This window comes from Nocardia sp. NPDC055165, assembly GCF_053606985.1.
Window position 1 is genome coordinate 172,792 of record NZ_JBSGSS010000014.1, and the last position, 20,207, is coordinate 192,998.

At 67.2% G+C, this 20,207-nt stretch carries 19 protein-coding genes; 15 read left to right on the top strand and 4 right to left on the bottom strand.

The window, feature by feature from the left end:
• The first annotated feature begins 317 nt into the window (after positions 1 to 317).
• The 15 genes from cofD to hpf all read left to right on the top strand — a co-directional run bounded on the left by cofD (position 318) and on the right by hpf (position 15,287).
• The gene (gene cofD, locus ACWFRF_RS26315; RefSeq protein WP_378993519.1) at positions 318 to 1,304 is read left to right on the top strand and encodes a 2-phospho-L-lactate transferase; all 987 of its coding nucleotides are present in this window, start codon (positions 318 to 320) and stop codon (positions 1,302 to 1,304) included.
• Positions 1,301 to 2,671, top strand: coding sequence for a coenzyme F420-0:L-glutamate ligase (locus tag ACWFRF_RS26320; protein ID WP_452452749.1), 1,371 nt, complete (start codon positions 1,301 to 1,303; stop codon positions 2,669 to 2,671). The genes cofD and ACWFRF_RS26320 overlap by 4 nt, the downstream gene beginning before the upstream one ends.
• Positions 2,668 to 3,201: an NUDIX hydrolase gene (locus ACWFRF_RS26325; RefSeq protein ID WP_378993521.1), complete on the top strand. Its 534-nt coding sequence runs from the start codon at positions 2,668 to 2,670 to the stop codon at positions 3,199 to 3,201. Before ACWFRF_RS26320 ends, ACWFRF_RS26325 begins: the two co-directional genes overlap by 4 nt.
• 197 nt (positions 3,202 to 3,398) lie before the next feature.
• A complete protein-coding gene (locus ACWFRF_RS26330) occupies positions 3,399 to 4,637 on the top strand; it encodes an alkane 1-monooxygenase (protein WP_449963905.1) in 1,239 nt (412 codons plus the stop codon).
• The gene (locus ACWFRF_RS26335; RefSeq protein ID WP_082844102.1) at positions 4,634 to 4,807 is read left to right on the top strand and encodes a rubredoxin; all 174 of its coding nucleotides are present in this window, start codon (positions 4,634 to 4,636) and stop codon (positions 4,805 to 4,807) included. The genes ACWFRF_RS26330 and ACWFRF_RS26335 overlap by 4 nt, the downstream gene beginning before the upstream one ends.
• On the top strand, positions 4,804 to 4,986 hold the full coding sequence (locus tag ACWFRF_RS26340) for a rubredoxin (RefSeq protein WP_378632574.1): 183 nt from the start codon (positions 4,804 to 4,806) through the stop codon (positions 4,984 to 4,986). Before ACWFRF_RS26335 ends, ACWFRF_RS26340 begins: the two co-directional genes overlap by 4 nt.
• Positions 4,983 to 5,642 (top strand): TetR family transcriptional regulator, encoded by a 660-nt coding sequence (locus ACWFRF_RS26345; RefSeq protein ID WP_452452751.1) that lies wholly within the window; start codon positions 4,983 to 4,985, stop codon positions 5,640 to 5,642. The genes ACWFRF_RS26340 and ACWFRF_RS26345 overlap by 4 nt, the downstream gene beginning before the upstream one ends.
• Before the next feature lie 131 nt (positions 5,643 to 5,773).
• Positions 5,774 to 6,931, top strand: a complete 1,158-nt coding sequence (locus ACWFRF_RS26350; protein WP_452452752.1) for an alkane 1-monooxygenase — start codon at positions 5,774 to 5,776, stop codon at positions 6,929 to 6,931.
• 58 nt (positions 6,932 to 6,989) lie between these two features.
• A complete protein-coding gene (ahcY, locus tag ACWFRF_RS26355; protein WP_452452754.1) occupies positions 6,990 to 8,474 on the top strand; it encodes an adenosylhomocysteinase in 1,485 nt (494 codons plus the stop codon).
• 76 nt (positions 8,475 to 8,550) lie between these two features.
• The gene (locus ACWFRF_RS26360; RefSeq protein WP_378993525.1) at positions 8,551 to 9,198 is read left to right on the top strand and encodes a dTMP kinase; all 648 of its coding nucleotides are present in this window, start codon (positions 8,551 to 8,553) and stop codon (positions 9,196 to 9,198) included.
• 77 nt (positions 9,199 to 9,275) lie between these two features.
• The gene (gene mtrA / locus ACWFRF_RS26365) at positions 9,276 to 9,953 is read left to right on the top strand and encodes an MtrAB system response regulator MtrA (protein ID WP_056813049.1); all 678 of its coding nucleotides are present in this window, start codon (positions 9,276 to 9,278) and stop codon (positions 9,951 to 9,953) included.
• Positions 9,954 to 10,023: 70 nt separating this feature from the next.
• Complete coding sequence (gene mtrB, locus ACWFRF_RS26370; RefSeq protein WP_452452806.1) at positions 10,024 to 11,907, top strand: MtrAB system histidine kinase MtrB; 1,884 nt, start codon at positions 10,024 to 10,026, stop codon at positions 11,905 to 11,907.
• Positions 11,904 to 13,721 carry an MtrAB system accessory lipoprotein LpqB gene (gene lpqB, locus ACWFRF_RS26375; protein ID WP_449963920.1) on the top strand — a complete coding sequence of 606 codons (1,818 nt, stop codon included), beginning with the start codon at positions 11,904 to 11,906 and terminating at the stop codon, positions 13,719 to 13,721. Before mtrB ends, lpqB begins: the two co-directional genes overlap by 4 nt.
• Positions 13,722 to 13,754: 33 nt before the next feature.
• Positions 13,755 to 14,399 (top strand): ComF family protein, encoded by a 645-nt coding sequence (locus ACWFRF_RS26380; protein ID WP_452452757.1) that lies wholly within the window; start codon positions 13,755 to 13,757, stop codon positions 14,397 to 14,399.
• Between the two features lie 258 nt (positions 14,400 to 14,657).
• Positions 14,658 to 15,287, top strand: a complete 630-nt coding sequence (gene hpf, locus ACWFRF_RS26385; RefSeq protein WP_379311862.1) for a ribosome hibernation-promoting factor, HPF/YfiA family — start codon at positions 14,658 to 14,660, stop codon at positions 15,285 to 15,287.
• Between the two features lie 48 nt (positions 15,288 to 15,335).
• Here hpf and bluB read toward each other — a convergent pair whose 3' ends face one another.
• The 4 genes from bluB to ACWFRF_RS26405 all read right to left on the bottom strand — a co-directional run bounded on the left by bluB (position 15,336) and on the right by ACWFRF_RS26405 (position 20,194).
• A complete protein-coding gene (gene bluB, locus ACWFRF_RS26390) occupies positions 15,336 to 15,980 on the bottom strand; it encodes a 5,6-dimethylbenzimidazole synthase (RefSeq protein WP_379311858.1) in 645 nt (214 codons plus the stop codon).
• A 14-nt stretch (positions 15,981 to 15,994) separates the two neighbouring features.
• Complete coding sequence (locus ACWFRF_RS26395) at positions 15,995 to 17,239, bottom strand: fatty acid desaturase family protein (protein ID WP_452452759.1); 1,245 nt, start codon at positions 17,237 to 17,239, stop codon at positions 15,995 to 15,997.
• A 94-nt stretch (positions 17,240 to 17,333) separates the two neighbouring features.
• Positions 17,334 to 18,737: a fatty acid desaturase family protein gene (locus ACWFRF_RS26400; protein ID WP_378993529.1), complete on the bottom strand. Its 1,404-nt coding sequence runs from the start codon at positions 18,735 to 18,737 to the stop codon at positions 17,334 to 17,336.
• A gap of 299 nt (positions 18,738 to 19,036) precedes the next feature.
• Positions 19,037 to 20,194: a ferredoxin reductase gene (locus ACWFRF_RS26405; protein WP_378993530.1), complete on the bottom strand. Its 1,158-nt coding sequence runs from the start codon at positions 20,192 to 20,194 to the stop codon at positions 19,037 to 19,039.
• Positions 20,195 to 20,207 lie beyond the last annotated feature (13 nt).

Genomic DNA, 20,207 nt, shown 5'->3' on the forward strand with positions numbered 1-20,207 from the left:
CCGAGCCTGCCTTCCGGCGAGTGGGAACCTTCTCGCAAACGTCCCCTGCGCTGTGTCCTCGCGCCGTGGCCGTTTCCGGCGACGTGGAACCCTCTCGCAAACGCCCCCGCGCTATGCCCTCTCGCGGTGACCGGAATGACATGTCTGTGATTAGACACGCCGCACTTGCCGGTGGTCAACCCGCCGTCACCCTTCCGTTACACTCCGCACCCGCCTTTCGTGTTGATCTTGTTATGTGCCGTGGCAAATGACCAGCAACTTCGCTGTAATTCGGCGCGGAAGCGACGGGCAACCGTCACTCACTAGGCTGTGACCCTGTGACTGCACAACACGCGGTGCGCGAGCCCAAGATCGCCGTTCTCGTCGGCGGTGTCGGCGGTGCCCGGTTCCTCCAAGGCGTCCGGCAGCTGCTGCCCGAAGCCGACATCTCGGCCATCGTCAACGTCGGCGACGACGTCTGGATGCATGGCCTTCGCATCTGTCCCGACCTCGACACCTGCATGTACACCCTCGGCGGTGGCATCGACACCGAGCGTGGCTGGGGCCACGCCGACGAAACCTGGCACGCGAAAGAGGAGCTGGCGAAATACAACGCCCAGCCCGATTGGTTCGGCCTGGGCGATCGCGATATCGCCACCCACCTCATTCGCACCGAAATGCTGCGTGCCGGATATCCGCTGTCCGCGGTCACCGAAGCGCTGTGCAATCGCTGGCAGCCGGGGGTGAAGCTGATTCCGGCTACCGACGATCGCTGCGAAACCCACGTGGTGGTCAGCGATCCCGACAATGCTGGCGAACGTCGCGCGATCCACTTTCAGGAATGGTGGGTGCGGTACCGCGCGGCGCTCCCGACTCACGGATTTGCCTCGATCGGCGCCGAGCAAGCCTCGCCGGCGCCGAATGTGACCGAAATCATAGGCTCCGCTGACGCCGTGTTGCTGGCCCCGTCCAACCCCGTCGTGAGCATCGGCGCGATCCTCGCCGTGCCCGGAATCAGAGGCGCGCTACGCACCAGCGAAGCCAAGGTGATCGGGCTCTCGCCGGTGATCGACGGAAAGCCGTTGCGAGGCATGGCCGATGAGTGTCTGACCGCGATCGGCGTGGAGTCCACCGCGGAGGCGATCGGCCGCCACTACGGCGCCCGCTCGGCCACCGGCATCCTCGACGGGTGGCTGGTGCACTCCACCGACTCCGCCGATGTTCCCGGCGTGGAGGTGCGCAGCGTTCCGCTGTTGATGACCGACCCCGAGGCCACCGCTGAAATGGCGCGCGCCGCATTGGAATTGGCGGGAGTGAAGGTATGAGTTCGCAGACGAACGACACCGGCGGCGCGTTGCCCGACCACGCCGCCGACGAGTTGCGGATCCTCCCGGTGACCGGGTTGCCGGAGTTCCGGCCCGGCGACGACATCGCCGAACACCTTGCGGCACAGGCACCCTGGCTCGCCGACGGCGACATCATCGTGGTCACCAGCAAGATCGTGTCGAAGGTCGAGGGGCGCATCGTCGTCGCGCCGGTCGACCCCGAGGAGCGCGACACCGCTCGTCGCAAGCTGGTCGAGGACGAAGCCGTGCGGGTGCTCGCGCGCAAGGGCCGCACCCTCATCACCGAGAACCGGCTCGGCATCGTGCAGGCGGCCTCCGGGGTGGACGGCTCCAACGTGGCCGAGGGTGAATTGGTGCTGCTGCCTGTCGATCCCGACGGCAGCGCGAAGTCGCTGCGCACCGCGCTCGCCCAGCGGCTCGGCGTCGACGTGGCCGTGGTCATCACCGACACCATGGGCCGGGCCTGGCGCAACGGGCAGATCGACGCAGCCATCGGGTCGGCCGGGCTGCGGGTGCTCCATGATTACGCCGGCTCGGTGGACGGGCAGGGCAACGAACTGCACGTCACGCAGGTGGCCGTCGCCGACGAGCTCGCCGCCGCCGCCGATCTGGTCAAGGGCAAGCTCGGCGGAGTCCCGGTGGCGGTGGTGCGCGGGCTGCGGACCGACGACGACGGGTCGACCGCGGCGGCACTGCTGCGCGGTGGCATCGACGACCTGTTCTGGCTCGGCACCGCCGAAGCGCTCGAGCAGGGCCGCAAAGAGGCTGTGCCGCTGCGTCGTTCGGTGCGCGCGTTCACCACCGAGGCGGTGGACCCGGAACGGATCCGCGCCGCCGTGGCGGTCGGCCTCACCGCGCCCGCGCCGCACCACACCCGCCCGGTGCGCTTCGTCTGGCTGCGCAAGGCGACGCTGCGGACCCAGCTGCTCGATGCCATGACCGAGAAGTGGAGCGAGGACCTCACCGCCGACGGGCTCGACCCCGAACGCGTGCGGCGTCGGATCGCGCGTGGCCGAATCCTTTTCGACGCGCCGGAAGTGATCATCCCGTTCTGCGTGCCCGATGGCGCCCACGACTATCCCGACGCTCGTCGTCAGGCGGCCGAGCAGACGATGTTCACGGTGGCCGTCGGCGCGGCGGTGCAGGGGCTGCTGGTGGCGCTGGCCGCCGACGGCCTCGGCAGCTGCTGGATCGGCTCGACCATCTTCGCGCCCGAGATCGTTCGCGAGGTCCTCGGGCTCGACGAGGACTGGATGCCGCTGGGCGCCATCGCGATCGGTCATCCCCTGGAGGAGCCGGTGGCGCGCACCGTCGGCTCGCCAGGCGCGGGCCTGGTGGAACTGTGAGCGCGGAGTCGCTGCACGCGTCGGCGACCGAGTTGCTCACGCACTGGGAACCCGAGGCCCGCGCGGATCACTCACTGCGCGAAGCGATTCTGGCCTTCCTCGGCTCGGCTCCCCGCGGGTGTCTGCGCGAACACGCGCCCGGCCACATCACCGCGTCGGCGATCGTGTTGTCGCACGACCGTCGCGACATCCTGCTCACCCTGCACCCACGCGTCGGTCGCTGGATCCAGCTGGGTGGTCATTGCGAACCCGATGACAAGACCGTGCAGGACGCGGCGCTGCGGGAGGCGGTGGAGGAATCCGGCATCCCCGACCTGATTCTCACGCCGGGTCTCTACGGCGCGCAGGCGCACCCGATCACCTGCTCGCTCGGCGTGCCGACGCGGCATCTGGACCTGCTCTTCGAGATCGTGGCGCCCCCCGGTGCGGTGCCGGTCCGCAGTGCCGAATCGACCGATCTGCGGTGGTGGCCGGTCGACGGGCTACCACCGGGCGCGGACGTGCTACTTCCGGTCAGAGGCCGAATGTAAAGGCCCCTGAAAAGGTCACTGACCTGTAACGACGGCGACCGTGTCCAGTTCGGGCACGGTCGCCGTCCGCGTTATCGAGTCGTCACTGCTTTACAAATTGGCCAATTTGTCTAGACAGCGGACGCATCCGGACATATCGTCTGTGACAGAGAGTTACGCACATCACACGTGTGAGATGTGCCTCGGGACTGGAGACGATGATGTCGACTGATGCCAACGCGTCCGAGCAGCGGGTCGCACCGCCGCAGTGGCGAGATTCCAAGCGATATTTGTGGCTGTGGGGGCTGTTCGCCCCGACCGGCCTGTTCACGATCGCGATCCCCCTGATCTGGGGCCTCAACCAGCTCGGCTGGCATCGCATCGCCGAGATCCCGTTCTGGCTCGGGCCGGTGCTGGTCTACCTCGTGATCCCGCTGGCGGACCTGTTCTTCGGTCCCGACGGCAACAACCCGCCCGACGAGGTGATGGAGTACCTGGAGAACGACAAGTACTACCGCTACCTCACCTACCTGTACCTGCCGTTCCAGTACGCCTCGCTCATCTTCGCCTGCTACATCATCACCGCGCCGAACCTGCACTGGCTGGGCTTCCCCGGCGGCGCCAATGTGGTCGACAAGATCGGTATCGCGATCAGCGTGGGCATGATCGGCGGCATCGGCATCAACACCGCGCACGAACTCGGTCACAAGAAGGTCGAACTGGAACGCTGGCTCGCGCGCATCGCGCTGGCCCAGTCGTTCTACGGGCACTTCTACATCGAGCACAACCGTGGTCACCACGTGCGGGTCGCCACGCCGGAAGACCCCGCGAGTTCGCGCATCGGTGAGTCCTTCTGGGCATTCTGGCCGCGCACGGTCTGGGGCAGCCTGCGCTCGGCCTGGCATCTCGAGAAGCAACGTCTGGGTCGGCTCGACAAGAGTCCCTGGACGCTGCGCAACGACGTGCTCAACGCCTGGGCGATGTCGGTGGTGTTGTGGCTCGGATTGATCGCCGTATTCGGCATCGAGGTGCTGCCGTATCTGATCCTGCAGGCCGTGATCGGGTTCAGCCTGCTCGAGTCGGTGAACTACCTCGAGCACTACGGCCTGGTCCGGCAGAAGACGGCCGGCGGACGCTACGAACGACCCGCGCCCGCGCACAGCTGGAACAGCGACCACATCGTCACCAACATCTTCCTCTACCACCTGCAGCGCCACAGCGACCATCACGCGTATCCGACCCGGCGCTACCAGACGCTGCGCAGCTGGGACGGTGCGCCGAACCTGCCCAGTGGCTACGCCAGCATGATCCTGCTCGGCTACTTCCCGCCGATCTGGCGCAAGGTGATGGACAAGCGCGTGCTCGCGCACTACGGCGGGGACGTCACCCTCGCCAATATCGAACCCAAGCGCCGGGAACAGGTGCTGGAAAAGTACGGAACCGAGGTCGGGTCGTGAGCGCCTACAAATGTCCGGTGTGTGATTTCGTCTTCGATGAAGCCAAAGGCGCGCCACGCGAAGGATTTCCGCCTGGCACACTGTGGACGGCCGTTCCCGACGACTGGTGCTGTCCGGACTGTGGGGTGCGGGAAAAGATCGACTTCGAGGCGGTAGGAGTTTCGCAGTGACCGACTACAAGCTGTACCAGTGCGCACAGTGCGGTTTCGAGTACGACGAGGCCCAGGGCTGGCCCGACGACGGCATCGCCCCCGGCACCCTCTGGGAAGACATCGCCGACGACTGGACCTGCCCGGATTGCGGTGCCCGCAAGTCCGACTTCTTCATGGTCGAGATCGAACGTTCGTGAGCGTCGCGGGTACCCCGCGCAACGGTTCGCGCATCCCGTACCAGGAGGCCGCGCGCGAACTGCTGCGCAACTCGGTCCTGGACGGGATGCGCGAACTGCTCACCGAGCGTGACTGGTCCAAGGTCACGCTCGGTGACGTCGCGGCCAGGGCCGGGGTGAGCAGGCAGACGCTCTACAACGAGTTCGGTTCGCGCGCGGGGCTCTCGCAGGCCTACGCGCTGCGCCTGGCCGACGACCTCGTCGACCATGTGCGCGAGGCGCTCGATGCCAATGTGGGCGATGCCCGCGCCTCGATCCGGGTCGGGATGACCGGCTTCTTCCTCTCCGCCGCGGGTGACCCGCTGGTCCGCTCGCTGCTGAGCGGGGAGATGAAGCCGGACCTGTTGCGGTTGATCACGCTGGACGCGGCCCCGCTGCTCGAGCACGCCACCACGCGTCTGACTCAGGTTTTCGTGCACAGCTGGGTGAACGCGACCGATGCCGAGGCCGATGTGCTCGCGCACGCGCTGGTGCGGATCGCGCTGAGCTACATTCCGAATCCGCCCGTGCCCGAACGCGACGCCCCGGCCGAGATGAGCGCACTGCTCAGCCCGTACGTCGAGGCAATTGTGCAGGTACGGGGCATCCGTGTCCCATCCGGTGAAGTGGATCACTGAGAGAAGTCACAAGCTCTGATTCGCCCCTGTGTAACCATCACCACGTTTGAGGATCTGCCGCTGTGTAACGCGCCTACGGTCTGTCAGTATTCACATCGGTCGGCGATTGGTCTTTTTGTAGCGGAGCGGGTGTGCAAACGGTTGGCAAACCGGGGGGTCTTCGTGATCCCAAACGGTATCTCTGGGCTTTAGGGCTGATCGCCCCGGCGAGCGCGCTGTTGCCCTCCCAGCTGGTGTTCCATACCAAGGCTGAAGTGTTCTGGTGGATCGGACCTGTCATCGTCCTGATCGCCATTCCCGTGCTGGACTGGATCGTCGGCGAAGACGGCAACAATCCCCGCGACGAGGACTACGCGGCGCTCTCCGCTGACCGGTACTACCGGTGGTGCACCTACCTGTTCCTGCCGATCCAGTTGATCAGCCTCGGTGTGGCCTGCTTCATGTGGACGAGCCCCGAGCTGGCCCTGGTCGACAAGCTCGGATTGGCCGCCACGGTCGGCTTCGTCAGCGGCATCGGCATCAACGCCGCCCACGAATTGGGCCACCGGGTGGAGAGTGCCGAAAAATTGCTGTCGAAGATCGCGCTGGCCCAGTCGGGCTACGGGCACTTCTTCGTCGAGCACAATCGCGGACACCACGCCCGCGTGGCAACCCCTGAGGATCCGGCCAGCGCCCGGCTGGGCGAATCGCTGTGGGAGTTCCTGCCGCGCAGCGTGATCGGCGGGTTCCGGTCGGCCGTGCACCTCGAGCGCGCCCGCCTGCTCCGGCAGGGTCGCGGCTGGTGGAGCGCCGACAACAACATTCTGCAGGCCTGGGCGATGACGGCGGTGCTGTTCGGTTCGCTGACGCTCGTGTTCGGCCCGTCCATCCTCCCGTGGCTGGCCGTCCAGGCCGCGATCGGCATCGCGCTGCTCGAGACCGTCAACTACGTCGAGCACTACGGGCTGCTGCGCGCGCGCAAGCCCAACGGCCGCTACGAACGGTGCTCCCCGCGCGACAGCTGGAACTCCGATCGCCTGGTCACCAACATCTTCCTGTTCCATCTGCAGCGCCACAGCGACCACCACGCCAACCCGGGCCGCCGCTACCAGACCCTGCGCAGCAGCGAAGAAGCTCCGCAGCTGCCCGCCGGGTACGCCACCATGATCGTGCTCGCGGCCGTTCCGCCGCTGTGGCGTGCGGTGATGGACCCCAAGGTCGCGGCGCACTACGGCGGCGACCTGAGCCTGGCCAATGTCCCGCCCGCGAAGCCGCGACGGTTGCTGGCCCGATACCGCGCGGCGGCCTGAGACTCCACCTCGGCGGAGGAGGGGAACTCGCGCGGCCCCAGACGGTAACCTAGCCAACGTGACGACCTCAGAACTCCCCGCGCGCACCGAGCTCACCCCCGACGTCCGCAACGGCATCGACTACAAGGTGGCAGACCTCTCGCTGGCCGAATTCGGCCGCAAGGAGATCCGCCTCGCCGAGCACGAGATGCCGGGCCTGATGGCGCTGCGCCGTGAATACCACGACGTCCAGCCGCTGAAGGGCGCGCGAATCTCCGGATCGCTGCACATGACGGTCCAGACCGCCGTCCTGATCGAAACCCTCGTTGCTCTCGGCGCCGACGTGCGCTGGGCCTCCTGCAACATCTTCTCCACCCAGGATCACGCCGCCGCCGCCATCGTGGTCGGCCCGAACGGCACCGTCGACGAGCCCAAGGGCATCCCCGTCTTCGCCTGGAAGGGCGAGACGCTGGAGGAGTACTGGTGGGCCGCCGAGCAGATGCTCACCTGGCCGAACGCCCCGGCCAACATGATCCTCGACGACGGTGGCGACGCGACCATGCTCGTGCTGCGCGGCGCGCAGTTCGAGAAGGCCGGTCTGGTTCCGCCCGCCGACGCCGATCACTCGGCCGAGTACACGGTGTTCCTCGACCTGCTGCGCGAGAGCCTCGAGGCCGACAAGACCAAGTGGAGCGTCATCGCCGACTCGGTCAAGGGTGTCACCGAGGAGACCACCACCGGCGTGCTGCGGCTGTACCAGTTCGCCGCCGCGGGTGAGCTGGTGTTCCCGGCGATCAACGTCAACGACTCGGTCACCAAGTCCAAGTTCGACAACAAGTACGGCACCCGCCACTCGCTGATCGACGGCATCAACCGCGGCACCGATGTGCTCATCGGCGGCAAGAAGGTGCTGATCTGCGGTTACGGCGATGTCGGTAAGGGCTGCGCCGAGTCGCTGGCCGGCCAGGGCGCGCGCGTGCAGGTCACCGAGATCGACCCGATCAACGCGCTGCAGGCGCTGATGGACGGCTACGACGTGGTCACCGTCGAGCAGGCGATCGGCGACGCCGACATCGTCATCACCTCGACCGGCAACAAGGACATCATCACCCTCGACCACATGAAGGCGATGAAGGATCACTCGATCCTGGGCAACATCGGCCACTTCGACAACGAGATCGACATCGCGGCGCTGGAGCGTTCGGGCGCGACCCGGATCAACATCAAGCCGCAGGTCGACGAGTGGACCTTCCAGGAGACCGGCAAGGCGATCATCCTGCTGTCCGAAGGTCGCCTGCTGAACCTGGGCAACGCCACCGGCCACCCCTCGTTCGTCATGTCCAACAGCTTCTCCAACCAGGTCATCGCCCAGATCGAGCTGTGGACGAAGCCGGAAGAGTACGACAACGAGGTCTACCGCCTGCCCAAGCACCTCGACGAGAAGGTCGCCAAGATCCACGTCGAGGCCCTCGGCGGCACCCTGACCAAGCTCACCAAGGATCAGGCCGAGTACATCAACGTGGACGTGGAAGGCCCGTACAAGCCGGAGCACTACCGCTACTGAGTTCTGTACGCCACGGTGGCCCGTCGACCTTCGGTCGGCGGGCCGCCGTCGTCATCCGGCGGGTAATCTGCTGCGCATGGGCGTACTGATTGCGGTCGAGGGGCTCGATGGTGCCGGTAAGCGGACTTTGATCGACGGGCTGATCGCCGAATTGTCCGCGAAGGGCTTGCGGGCGGACAGTCTGGCCTTTCCGCAATACGGGCATTCGATCCACGCCGATCTGGCGGCGGAGGCGCTGCGCGGGGGCAACGGCGACCTGGCCGGCTCGATCAACGGCATGGCGATCATGTTCGCGCTCGACCGGGCGGCGGCGCGCGCGGAGCTGTCGGACCTGTTGGGCGGCAACGACATCGTGATCCTGGACCGATGGGTGGCGTCCAACGCGGCCTACTCGGCCGCGCGGGCGCACCAGGACGCCGACGGCCAAATCGTGTCGTGGGTGGGCGATCTGGAGTTCGGCAGACTCGAACTGCCAACGCCGGATCTCACCGTTCTGCTCGACGTGCCCACCGAGGTGGCGGCCGAACGCGCCCGGCTCCGAGGCGAACTCGACGACACCCGCGCCCTCGATGCCTACGAACGGGACGGCGGTCTGCAGCGGCGCACCGGCGAGGTCTATCGTGAACTCGCCGACCGCGACTGGTTCGGCCGGTGGTGGACATACCGATCCGATGACGATAGGCCTGCGTTACTCACCCTCTGCTCGGAAATCTTTTCCGGATAAGGTTGGATACGCGACGGGTTCACACCATTAATGGCGTGGCGGCCCGATCCTGGCCATGGAGATGACAACATAGGACTATGAAGCCCAAGATTCTGGTCGTCGACGACGATATGGCACTCGCTGAGATGCTGACCATCGTCTTGCGCGGGGAAGGGTTCGACCCGCATGTGGTGGGCGACGGCACACAGGCCCTGTCAGCGGTGCGGGAGATCCGCCCCGACCTGGTACTGCTCGACCTGATGCTGCCCGGCATGAACGGCATCGACGTATGCCGGGTGCTGCGGGCCGATTCCGGCGTTCCGATCGTCATGCTCACCGCCAAGACCGATACGGTCGATGTGGTCCTCGGCCTGGAGTCCGGTGCCGACGACTACATCGTCAAACCCTTCAAGCCCAAGGAGCTCGTCGCCCGCGTGCGGGCGCGTCTGCGCCGCACCGAGGACGAGCCCGCCGAGCTGCTCTCGATCGCCGACATCGTCATCGACGTGCCCGCGCACAAGGTGACCCGCGGCCCCGGGCAGATCTCGCTCACCCCACTGGAGTTCGACCTGCTGGTCGCGCTCGCGCGCAAGCCGCGTCAGGTGTTCACCCGCGAGGTGCTGCTCGAACAGGTGTGGGGCTACCGGCACGCCGCCGACACCCGTCTGGTGAACGTGCACGTGCAGCGACTGCGCGCCAAGGTCGAGAAGGATCCGGAGAACCCGGAGATCGTGCTCACCGTGCGCGGCGTCGGTTACAAGGCCGGACCGCCGTGATCGGTCACTGCGGGGCGCCGCTGTGACCACTGGTCCAGTGGCGCAGCTGCGGCGATGGGCGAGCCCGATCATGGCCTGGTTCCAGGCCGTCGGGACCGCACTCGGCCACCTGTGGCGCCGATCGCTGCAGCTGCGGGTCATCGTCTCGACGTTGACCCTGTCGCTCATCGTGATCACGATCCTCGGGGTCGTGCTCACCGGTCAGATCACCGACCGGCTCCTCGAAGCCAAGATCAACGCGGCTGTCGAGGAGATGGATCGTGCCCGCAGCACGATCGAGAACAAGATGTCCGGCGTTCCGTCCGGTAACAGCCAGGATCAGCAACTCGCCGACGCGCGAGCCGCGCTGTCCAGCCGTGGTGGCACCGGGCAGTCCAGCGGCGCCGCGGGCAGTTTCGACTCGGCGCTGGCGATGGTCGGCGGCACTCCGCCACACGAGATCGCGGCCGGACCGCTCGCCGAGGTGCCGCAGGAGCTGCGCCGATTCGTCCAGCGCAATCAGGTCTCCTACCAGTTCACCACCGTCGCCGACCCCGACGGCTACCGCGGGCGCGCGCTGGTCATCGGCAGCCCGAGCGCCGAGGTCGCCACCCTGGAGATCTACCTGATCTTCCCGCTGGCCAGCGAGGAATCGAGCCTGTCGCTGATGCGCGGCACGATGCTCATCGGTGGCGTGGTGCTGCTGGTGTTGCTCGCCGCGATCACCGCGCTGGTGACCAGGCAGGTGGTGCTGCCGATCCGGTCGGCGGCGCGGATCGCGGGCCGATTCGCCGACGGCCGACTCAAAGAACGCATGCTGGTGCGCGGCGAGGACGACATGGCCCGGCTCGCGCAAGCGTTCAACGAGATGGCCGAGAGCCTGTCGAACCAGATCACCCAGCTCGAGGAATTCGGCAATCTGCAGCGCCGCTTCACCTCCGATGTCAGCCACGAACTGCGCACCCCACTCACCACGGTGCGCATGGCGGCTGACCTCATCCACGGCTCCAGCGACGATCTCGATCCCGCCCTCGCGCGCAGCTCCGAACTGCTCGTCAACGAGCTGGACCGGTTCGAGGGCCTGCTCAACGACCTGCTCGAGATCTCCCGCCACGACGCGGGTGTGGCCGAACTGCAGGTCGAATCGCTGGATGTGCGGATGTGCGCGCGTGCCGCGATCTCCACGGTCCGCCATCTGGCTCGCGACGCCCAGGTCGAGGTGGTGATCGACCTACCGGAGGAGCCGGTGGTCGCCGAGGTCGACCCGCGCCGCGTCGAGCGCGTGCTGCGCAACCTGCTGGCCAACGCGATCGACCACTCCGAAGGCAAGCCGGTGCTGATCCGCATGCGCGGCGACGCCGAGTCCAACGCTGTCGCGACTGTGGTGCGCGATCAGGGCGTCGGGCTGCGGCCGGGCGAGGAAAAGTTGGTGTTCAACCGGTTCTGGCGCTCCGACCCCTCGCGGGTGCGTCGCTCGGGTGGCACCGGGCTCGGCTTGTCGATCAGCGTCGAGGACGCGAATCTGCACGAGGGCAGGCTCGAGGCCTGGGGCGATCCCGGCGTCGGCGCGAGCTTTCGGCTGCTGCTCCCGATGGTGCGCGGCCGCAAACTCGGGCAGAGCCCGCTCGCCCTGGAACCGATGCTGCGCAAGGTCCCCGCGCTGCCGGAAGCCGAACCCGAGCCGACGACCGTCGAAGCAGAACCGGCCGGACCGACCGCGGACGAGGCGACGGGATCGGAGACGGCCGACGTGGAGCAGACCGGACCCGACTCGGCCGGACCCGACTCGACTGTTGTCGAACTGACGGTCGTCGAGCCGGGAGACGAACCGCGAGACGACCCCTCGGCCGACGATTCCGGTATCGAACCGCCTGCGGCAGGCGCGCACCCGGCGACCAACGGCCGCGACGCGGCCCCCGCCGACGCCGACCGCGACGAGTCGACGCCCACCGAGACCAGAGACAGGAAGTCATGACTAGTGCGCGTGGTGATCGTCGGGATCGGCACGGCGCCGCACTGGTCGCGGCGGTTCTGGCCGGGCTGATGGTGCTCACCGGGTGCGCCAGCCTGCCGGAGTCCTCCGCACCGCAGGCACTCGGCACGATCAACCGCGCGCCCACCTCCGAGGGCCCGACCCCGCCGACCTCCGGCCGCGACCCCGACCTGCTGCTGGGCGACTTCCTCACCGCCAGCGCCGACCCCACCAACCAGCACGCCGCGGCCCGCCAGTACATGGCGCCCGAGACGGCGGGCAGCTGGAACGACGAGGCGAGCACCACCATCGTCGACGATCGCCCCGACACCCTGCGCGAGTCGCGGTCGGGCGACAAGGCCAGCTATGTGCTGCGCGCCCGCAAGGTCGGCGAGCTCGCCCGCGACGGCGGTTACCGCGCCACCGAGGGCACGCTCGAGAACAAGATCGAGATGAGCAAGATCGATGGCGAGTGGCGGATCACCGAGCTGCCGCCGGGCGTCGTGATGGGCAACGACGCGTTCGTCAAGTCCTACCACCGCTACGTCCTGCACTACATCGACCCGGGTAACTCGCTCCTGGTCCCGGATCCGCGCTGGATCTCGGTGCCGCGCGCCCAGCTCACCGAGCGATTGATCGGCATGCTCGCCGAAGGCCCGCAGTCCACGATCGCCCCGGTGGTGCGCAACCAGTTGGCGCAGCCGGTCTCGCTGCGCGGTCCGATCACCAAGGCCAACAACGAACCGGGTGACGTCGGTGTCGGCATCGGGGGAGTGCGCATCGACTTCGCCGGGATCGGCGGACTCGGCCAGCGCGATCGCGAACTGCTCGCCGCGCAGGTGGTGCTCACCCTGGCCGGCGCCGACATCCTCGGACCGTACGTGCTGCTCGCCGACGGTAAACCGCTCGACGACCGGTACGCGGCCAGCGGCTGGTCGGTCGCCGATGTCGACCAGTACAGCGCCTCGGCGCCCGGCCAGAACCGGATCGGCCTGCACGCCCTGCGCAACGGCGCCCTGGTGCAGGTCACCCCGGACGGGATCGTCACCCCGAGTGGTTCCTTCGGCGAGGCGACCAACCTGCAGTCCGTCGGCATCTCGGCCGACGGACAGTTCGTCGCCGCGGTCGCCGACTCCGGCAAACCGCTGCCAGAAGCCGCCCGCACCCTGCTCATCGGCAACTACGGGGCCAAGGCGTTCGCGGTCGCCGAGGGTGCCAGCATCGCCCGTCCGTCCTGGACCAGCGACGGCGGCGCCGCCTGGACAGTGATCGACGGTGACCGGGTCATCCGGGCGGTCACCGATCGGGCCACCGGCAATGTCTCCACCGAGGACGTCGACATCACGGCCCTGTTCGAAGGCGCGGGCGCTCCACGTCCGCCGATCAGCGAGGTGGTGGTCTCGCGCACCGGCGTGCGCGCGGCGCTGATCGCCGACGGCAAGGTGTATGTGGCGGTGGTCCAACGTCGCCCCGACGGCAAGTACGCGCTCACCTCACCGCTGCCGCTCGCGCTCGGCCTGAGCTCGCGCGCGGTGTCGTTGAGCTGGGTCACCGGCGACACGATCATGGTGGCCCGCGAGGGCAATGTCGACCCGGTCTTCACCGTCTCCATCGACGGTTCGCAGTTCAGTGCGGTGACCTCGCAGAACCTCACTCCGCCGGTGCGGGTGGTGACGGCGGCCCCGGCCACGCAGTACGTGGCCGATTCCCGGGCCGTCCTGCAGCTACAGACCGCCGATCCGACCCGCAACGACCGTTTCTGGCGTGAGGTACCCGGATTGACCGGAGAACGGGTTGTGCCGGTCTTGCCGAGCTGATCATGTCGGTGCCCGCTGTCATGCTCGTGCGCTATGAGAACCCTGCTGGACCTGATCCTGCCCGATCGGTGCGGTGGCTGCGGTGCGGTCGGCGAGAGTTGGTGCGCCGAGTGCGCGGCCGAACTCGCCCGCGATCCCGTCCGGGTGCGGCCGCGCGCTGATCCCGGTGTTCCGTGCTGGGCGCTCGGTCCTTACGCCGGTGTGGGCAAGCGGGCGGTGCTGGCAGCCAAGGAACAGAACAGGCGCGACCTCGCCGCCCCACTCGGGCTGGCGCTCGCCCACGCGCTTGCCCGCTTGCGTGCCCCCGATCGCCCGCTGTTGCTCGTGCCCGCGCCGACCAGAACTGCGGCGGCACGCCGGCGCGGTGGTGACCCGGTGGCCCGCTCGGCCGAGGTCGCGGCACGGTGGCTGATCGATTGCCGGAGCGTGCCGCTGCTGCGGATGGGACGCGGTGTCCGGGATTCGGTGGGCTTGACGACGCATGAGCGTTCCCACAATGTGCGCGGCAAGATCATGACTGTCGCCGAACCGGACGAATGGGTCGCCGTCAGCGCGAAAGCCCAGGTAGTGCTGGTAGACGACGTGCTCACCACCGGTGCCACCGCCTGCGAATCGACACGTGTTCTCAGCCGGATCGGCATAGTTCCGCGCGCGGTTTTGGTGACCTGCGCGGCTTGACTGATGAAAGTTCGCGTGAACAGTGGCGGACTTGCCGATGGCGGACTAGCGTCGCGAGCACACACCGAACCACAAGTTTGGGAGGTGGTGCCGCGGATACAGGTGCCGGGCGATTCCCGATCGGCACAGCTCAATCCCGCCGCCCTACGTTGGTAGTTGTGCGGCCATATCCGGGAGGTACGCGTGACGACTTCTTCACGGGCATCAGTGCAAGATGCTGAACCCACCACGGCACTCCAGAACGGTGCCACCGAGACGATCGACTTCGAGACCCCGAACGCCGAAGTGGTGGTCTCCGGTCGCAACGTCGAAATCCCTGACCACTATCGAATCTACGTCGCGGAGAAGCTGTCTCGGTTAGAGCGCTTCGACCCGTCGATCTTCCTCTTCGATGTGGAACTGTTCCACGAACGCAACCGTCGTCAACGCAAGGCCTGTCAGCGTGTGGAGATCACCGCGCGCGGCCGTGGACCGATCGTGCGCGCCGAGGCGTGCGCCGACAGTTTCTACGCCGCGCTGGAATCGGCCACCCAGAAGATCGAGAGCAGACTGCGCCGGGCCAAGGACAAGCGGCGCGTCGTGCACTACGGCGACAAGACGCCGGTCTCGGTCGCGCAGGCCACTGCCACACTGGTCGACGAGTCGCTGTTCACCCCGCCGGACGGTTCCGCTGCCCACGACCACGACGAGGCAATCGACGAGGCGGGCCCCGGCCACATCGTGCGCACCAAGGTGCACACCGCGACACCGATGTCGGTGGACGACGCCCTCTATCAGATGGAATTGGTCGGCCACGACTTCTTCCTCTTCCATGACAAAGAGACCGACCGCCCGTCGGTGGTCTACCGCAGACACGCCTTCGACTACGGCCTGATCAAGCTGGCCTAGAACCCCTGACCGATCCGGGCATCCGCCGTGCGGGTGTCCGGATCTTGTTCAGCAGCCGAAGGTCTCGTGATGTACGGCCTCGGTCAACGATCGGCCGGACCGCCAACCGAAACGTTCCAGGTCCGGCACCTGCTGGAACGCGTCGACCGGGCCCACGCACAGCCAGGCCACCGGCTTGATCCCGGTGGGCAGGCCGACGAGTTCGCGCAGGAATTCCGGATCGTAGAACGACACCCAGCCCACCCCCACCTGCTCGGCGGTCGCCGCGAGCCACAGATTCTGGATCGCCAGCACGGTGGAGTACACGCCGGTCTCCGGCACACTCGCCCGCCCGAGCACCTGTGGGCCGCCACGCGAATCATCGTGCGTGACAACCACACCCGTACCGCTCTCGACGATTCCGTCGATCTTGATCGGCGCGAAGGTCATCGCGCGCTCGGCGGGCAGCGCCGCACCGAACTCGACCCGCTTGTCCGCCACATGGTCGGCGAAACGGCGCAGGGTCTCGGCCTGACGAACCACCACGAAGTCCCACGGTTGTGAGTTCCCGACGCTGGGCGCGCGATGCGCGGCGTCGAGGATCCGCAGGAGGGTGTCGTCGTCGACGAGCTCGCCGGTGTATTCGGCGCGCACGTCACGACGCAAACGGATCGCGTCGTAGACGCTCAGCTGATCGGCACTCACGCCGACCATACAACCGCAGCCGGTCAGGCCATGGTCCGGCGGGCCAGCTTGCGGCCGGCGGCCAGTGCGGTGCGCAGTCCCTGGCGACGCCCGGTCACCGGGTCGATCGAGGGGGTGGTGTTGCCGGCGAACAAGCGTTCGGACTTGGTCTCCGGCGCATCGTCGGTGGTGTGGCGCAGGTACTTGTTCGGCAGCGACAACTTGAGAATGGTTCGCCACGACTTGAAGTACTGCACCGGCAGCGAACCGGTGGTGTAGGGCAGGTCGTACTTCTCGGCCAGCTCGCGCACCCGCACCGCGATGGCGGCGTAGCGGTTGCTCGGCAGGTCGGGGAACAGGTGGTGCTCGATCTGGTGGCTGAGGTTGCCGCTCATGAAGTGCAGCAGCGGTCCGCCGCTGATGTTGGCGCTGCCCAGCATCTGGCGCAGGTACCACTCGCCCTTGGTCTCGTTCTCGATGTCGGCCTTGGTGAACTTCTCGGCGCCGTCGGGGAAGTGACCGCAGAAGATGATCGCGTTGGTCCACACATTGCGCATCACGTTGGCGGCGATGTTGGCGGTGAGCGTGGTGACGAACGCCGGGCCGGTGAGCAGCGGGAAGACCACGTAGTCCTTGGCGGCCTGCTTGCCGATCTTCTTCAGGACCAGGGTGCGGTCGGCCTCGAACTGCTTCCACTCGGGCGAGTCCTTGGCCCACTTCTTCTTGGCGACCTTGCCCAGCTCGAGGTGCTGGATCGCGACGCCGTACTCGAACAGCGCCTGCAGCAGGAAGTTGTAGATGGGGTTGCCCAGGTAGAACGGCATCCAGCGCTGGTCACGGGTGACGCGAAGCAGGCCGTAGCCGATGTCGTCGTCCATGCCGAGCACGTTGGTGTACTTGTGGTGCAGGAAGTTGTGGGTGATCTTCCAGTGCGCCGACGGGCCGGCGTTGTCCCATTCCCAGGAGGTGGAGTGGACTTCCGGATCGTTCATCCAGTCCCACTGCCCGTGCATGACGTTGTGCCCGATCTCCATGTTCTCGATGATCTTGGCGGAGCCGAGCAGGGCGACGCCGGCCAGCCAGGCCGGGGGCAGGAAGCTGGCGAACAGCACCGTGCGGCCGCTGATCTCGAGCGCGCGCTGTAGCCGGATGACGTTGCGGATATAGCGCGCGTCGGCTGCGCCGCGAGAGGATTCGATCTCCCGGCGGATCGCATCGAACTCCGCGCCTAGAGCTTCGACATCCGCTGCGGTGAGGTGCGCGTATTCCTTGACATCCGAGATCGCCATGGCGGCTACAGTACCGTAAGTTACGAGAGCGTAGGTTGGCGATTTTCGGGACGAAATGTGTGATAAGTCCTATTGCGCGATCGAGATGGAAATGTTATCGAGCATGGCGAGCCATGCGACGAGCTGCCTTGTCCCGCAACACGCCCCGTTCGCGCACGGCGCGTTCACCCAATGCCCGCTTGGCCTCGCGCAGCGCCAGCTTCTCCTGCCGGGCTCGAGCCTTGAGCGCCGTCTTCGCCTCGCGCAGCACTTCCTTCTCGTGCCGCGCCTTGATCTCGAGCGAGACCTTGGCATCGTGCAGCGCCGAGCGCAGACCGAAACGCTTTCCGGTCTCCGGGTCGACCCGCAGGCTGTCGGGCAGCGAGATGCCGGCGAACTTGCGCTCCGACGACGTCTCGGGCGCATCGTCGGCGGTGCGCTTGAGGAAGCGATCCGGCAGCGCCAGCTTGTGGATGGTGCGGAAGGCCAGCAGGTACTGCTTGCCCAGCGATCCGGTGGTGTAGGGCAGGTCGTACTTGTCGCACAGTTCGCGCACCCGGACCGCCACCTCCGAGTACCGATTGCTCGGCAGGTCGGGGAACAGGTGGTGCTCGATCTGGTAGCAGAGGTTGCCACTCATGAACGCCATCACGGGGCCGGCCTTGAAGTTGGCGCTGCCCAGCATCTGGCGCAGGTACCACTCGCCCTGGGTCTCCCCGTCGAGCTGCTCGGCGGTGAACTTCTGCGCGCCGTCGGGGAAGTGGCCGCAGAAGATCACCGCGTACGACCAGAGATTGCGGACGAGGTTGGCGGTGGCGTTGGCCTTGAGCGTCGACTTCCAGGCCGGGCCGGTCAGCGCCGGGTAGATCACGAAATCCTTGGCGACCTGACGGCCCGCCTTGCGGTAGAACTCGATGTCGGGCGGCGAGGTCATCGTGACGCCCTCGACGCCGGCCAGCTCCTTCTCGATGCCGAGATCGTGCAGCGCGATACCCCACTCGAAGGTCGCGGCCAACAGCAGATTGGCGGCGGGCTGGACCAGATGCACCGGACGCCACGCCTCGTCGCGGGTCATCCGCAGAATGCCGAAGCCGAGGTCCTCGTCCTTGCCGAGCACGTTGGTGTAGGTGTGGTGCGAATAGTTGTGCGCCCGGCGCCACTGCGCCGAGGTGCCGGTCATGTCCCACTCCCAGGTGGTGGAGTGGATCTCGGGATCGTTCATCCAATCCCATTGGCCGTGGCTCACATTGTGGCCCAGCTCCATGTTCTCGATGATCTTGGCGACCGAGAGCATCGCGGTGCCGCCCAGCCACGCCCAGCGATTGCGGCTGCCGAACAGCACCGCGCGCCCGGCGACCTCGAGAGCTCGCTGGGCGGCGATGGTGCGGCGGATGTAGCGGGCGTCGCGCTCGCCACGGGAGGTCTCCACCGAACGGCGGATCGAATCGAGTTCTTTCCCCAGTGTCTCGATGTCGGCCGCCGTCAGATGGGCGAAGGCCTGAATATCGGTGATGGCCACCGGGGGTCCTCCTGTTGATTATCAGCAGCTGATGCCGCGGGTTCTCGGCCTGGGAACCTCGATCTTGCCTGGTCGAGGGCGCTGCTCGGTCGCACTCTTCGGCGAGTCCGGAATCGAGACGCCGAAAAACCCGGCGCTGCGCGCCTAGGGCTGTCGCCTCGATGCTGTTCGGCCTGTGAGTGATCCTAAGTCGCGCCCTCAGGCATTGATCGAAGTGAGGGGCCTAAGCGATAGCCGCCGGTCACGGGTTGTGGCCGACGCATAGGTCAAGGGTACCCGCTCGGCGGTTCGGCAACCGGTTAGATGTCCAGCGTGCAGTCGCCGGCGGCGGCGGAGATGCAGGTTTGCACCTTGTCGCCGGGCTGACGTTCGTCGCCATTGCGGAGGTCGCGGGCGTGTCCCGCGGACAGCGTCACCACGCAGGTCTGGCAGATGCCCATCCGGCAGCCGAAGGGCAACTGCACGCCGACGGACTCACCGGCTTCGAGCAGGCTGGTGGCGCCGTCGACGGTGAGGGTGCGTCCGGTGGTGCCGAAGGTCACCGTGCCGCCCTCGCCGATCGCGGAGCGTTCCACCTCGAAGCGCTCGATGTGCAGCTGGTCGCCCACACCCGCGTTCTTCCAGTGGCTTTCGATCGCGTCGAGCATCGGGGCAGGCCCGCAGGCCCAGGTCTCGCGTTCGCGCCAGTCGGGGTAGAGCTCGTCGAGGCTGGCCAGGGAGAACAGGCCGTGGGCATCGGTGAGCTGCAGGTGGGAGACGAAGCTGGGGTGCTTGTCGTGCAGGGCGCGCAGTTCGGCGCCGAACATCACGTCGGCGTCGGTGGGTGCGGAGTGGACGTGCACCACATCGTTGACGCCGTCGCGCCGGTCCATCGTGCGCAACATCGACATGACCGGGGTGATCCCGCTGCCCGCGGTGAGGAACAGCACCTTCGCCGGCGGCGGCTCCGGCAGCACGAACCCGCCCTGCGGCGCGGCCAGCCGCACGATGGTGCCCGCGGCCACCCCGTTGACAAGGTGGCTGGACAACTTGCCTTCCGGCATCGCCTTCACCGCGATGGAGATGAGCCGCTTGCCGCCCTCGCCGGTCCAGTCCGGCGGGCAGGTGAGCGAGTAGGAACGCCAGTTCCAGCGGCCGTCGATCAGGATGCCGATGCCGATGTACTGCCCGGGGCGGTACTTGAAATCGAAGCCCCAGCCCGGCTTGATCACCAGGGTCGCCGAGTCGGCGGTCTCCTTCTGGACCTCGACGATGCGCCCGCGCAGTTCGCGCGCCGACCACAGGGGGTTGGCCAGATGCAGATAGTCGTCGGGCAGCAGGGGAGTGGTGACCCGGGCTACCGCGCCGCGCAAGATGTTCAGCTTGCCGCCGCGGTCGGCGACCTGCGCCGCCGGTGCTTCGAGCCATTCCCGGAACTTGTCGATGACCATGCTGTGCGATTTCTCCCTGTCGTGCATCCGGTCCACCGTG

What these genes read in the sequence shown, in the direction of transcription:
- ACWFRF_RS26320 (WP_452452749.1), top strand. Translation starts at nt 1,301, where the DNA reads ATGAGTTCGCAGACGAACGACACCGGCGGCGCGTTGCCCGACCACGCC.
- ACWFRF_RS26330 (WP_449963905.1), top strand. Translation starts at nt 3,399, where the DNA reads ATGATGTCGACTGATGCCAACGCGTCCGAGCAGCGGGTCGCACCGCCG.
- ACWFRF_RS26360 (WP_378993525.1), top strand. Translation starts at nt 8,551, where the DNA reads ATGGGCGTACTGATTGCGGTCGAGGGGCTCGATGGTGCCGGTAAGCGG.
- mtrA (WP_056813049.1), top strand. Translation starts at nt 9,276, where the DNA reads ATGAAGCCCAAGATTCTGGTCGTCGACGACGATATGGCACTCGCTGAG.
- mtrB (WP_452452806.1), top strand. Translation starts at nt 10,024, where the DNA reads ATGGCCTGGTTCCAGGCCGTCGGGACCGCACTCGGCCACCTGTGGCGC.
- lpqB (WP_449963920.1), top strand. Translation starts at nt 11,904, where the DNA reads ATGACTAGTGCGCGTGGTGATCGTCGGGATCGGCACGGCGCCGCACTG.
- ACWFRF_RS26380 (WP_452452757.1), top strand. Translation starts at nt 13,755, where the DNA reads ATGAGAACCCTGCTGGACCTGATCCTGCCCGATCGGTGCGGTGGCTGC.
- bluB (WP_379311858.1), bottom strand. Translation starts at nt 15,980, where the DNA reads ATGGTCGGCGTGAGTGCCGATCAGCTGAGCGTCTACGACGCGATCCGT.
- ACWFRF_RS26395 (WP_452452759.1), bottom strand. Translation starts at nt 17,239, where the DNA reads ATGGCGATCTCGGATGTCAAGGAATACGCGCACCTCACCGCAGCGGAT.
- ACWFRF_RS26405 (WP_378993530.1), bottom strand. Translation starts at nt 20,194, where the DNA reads ATGCACGACAGGGAGAAATCGCACAGCATGGTCATCGACAAGTTCCGG.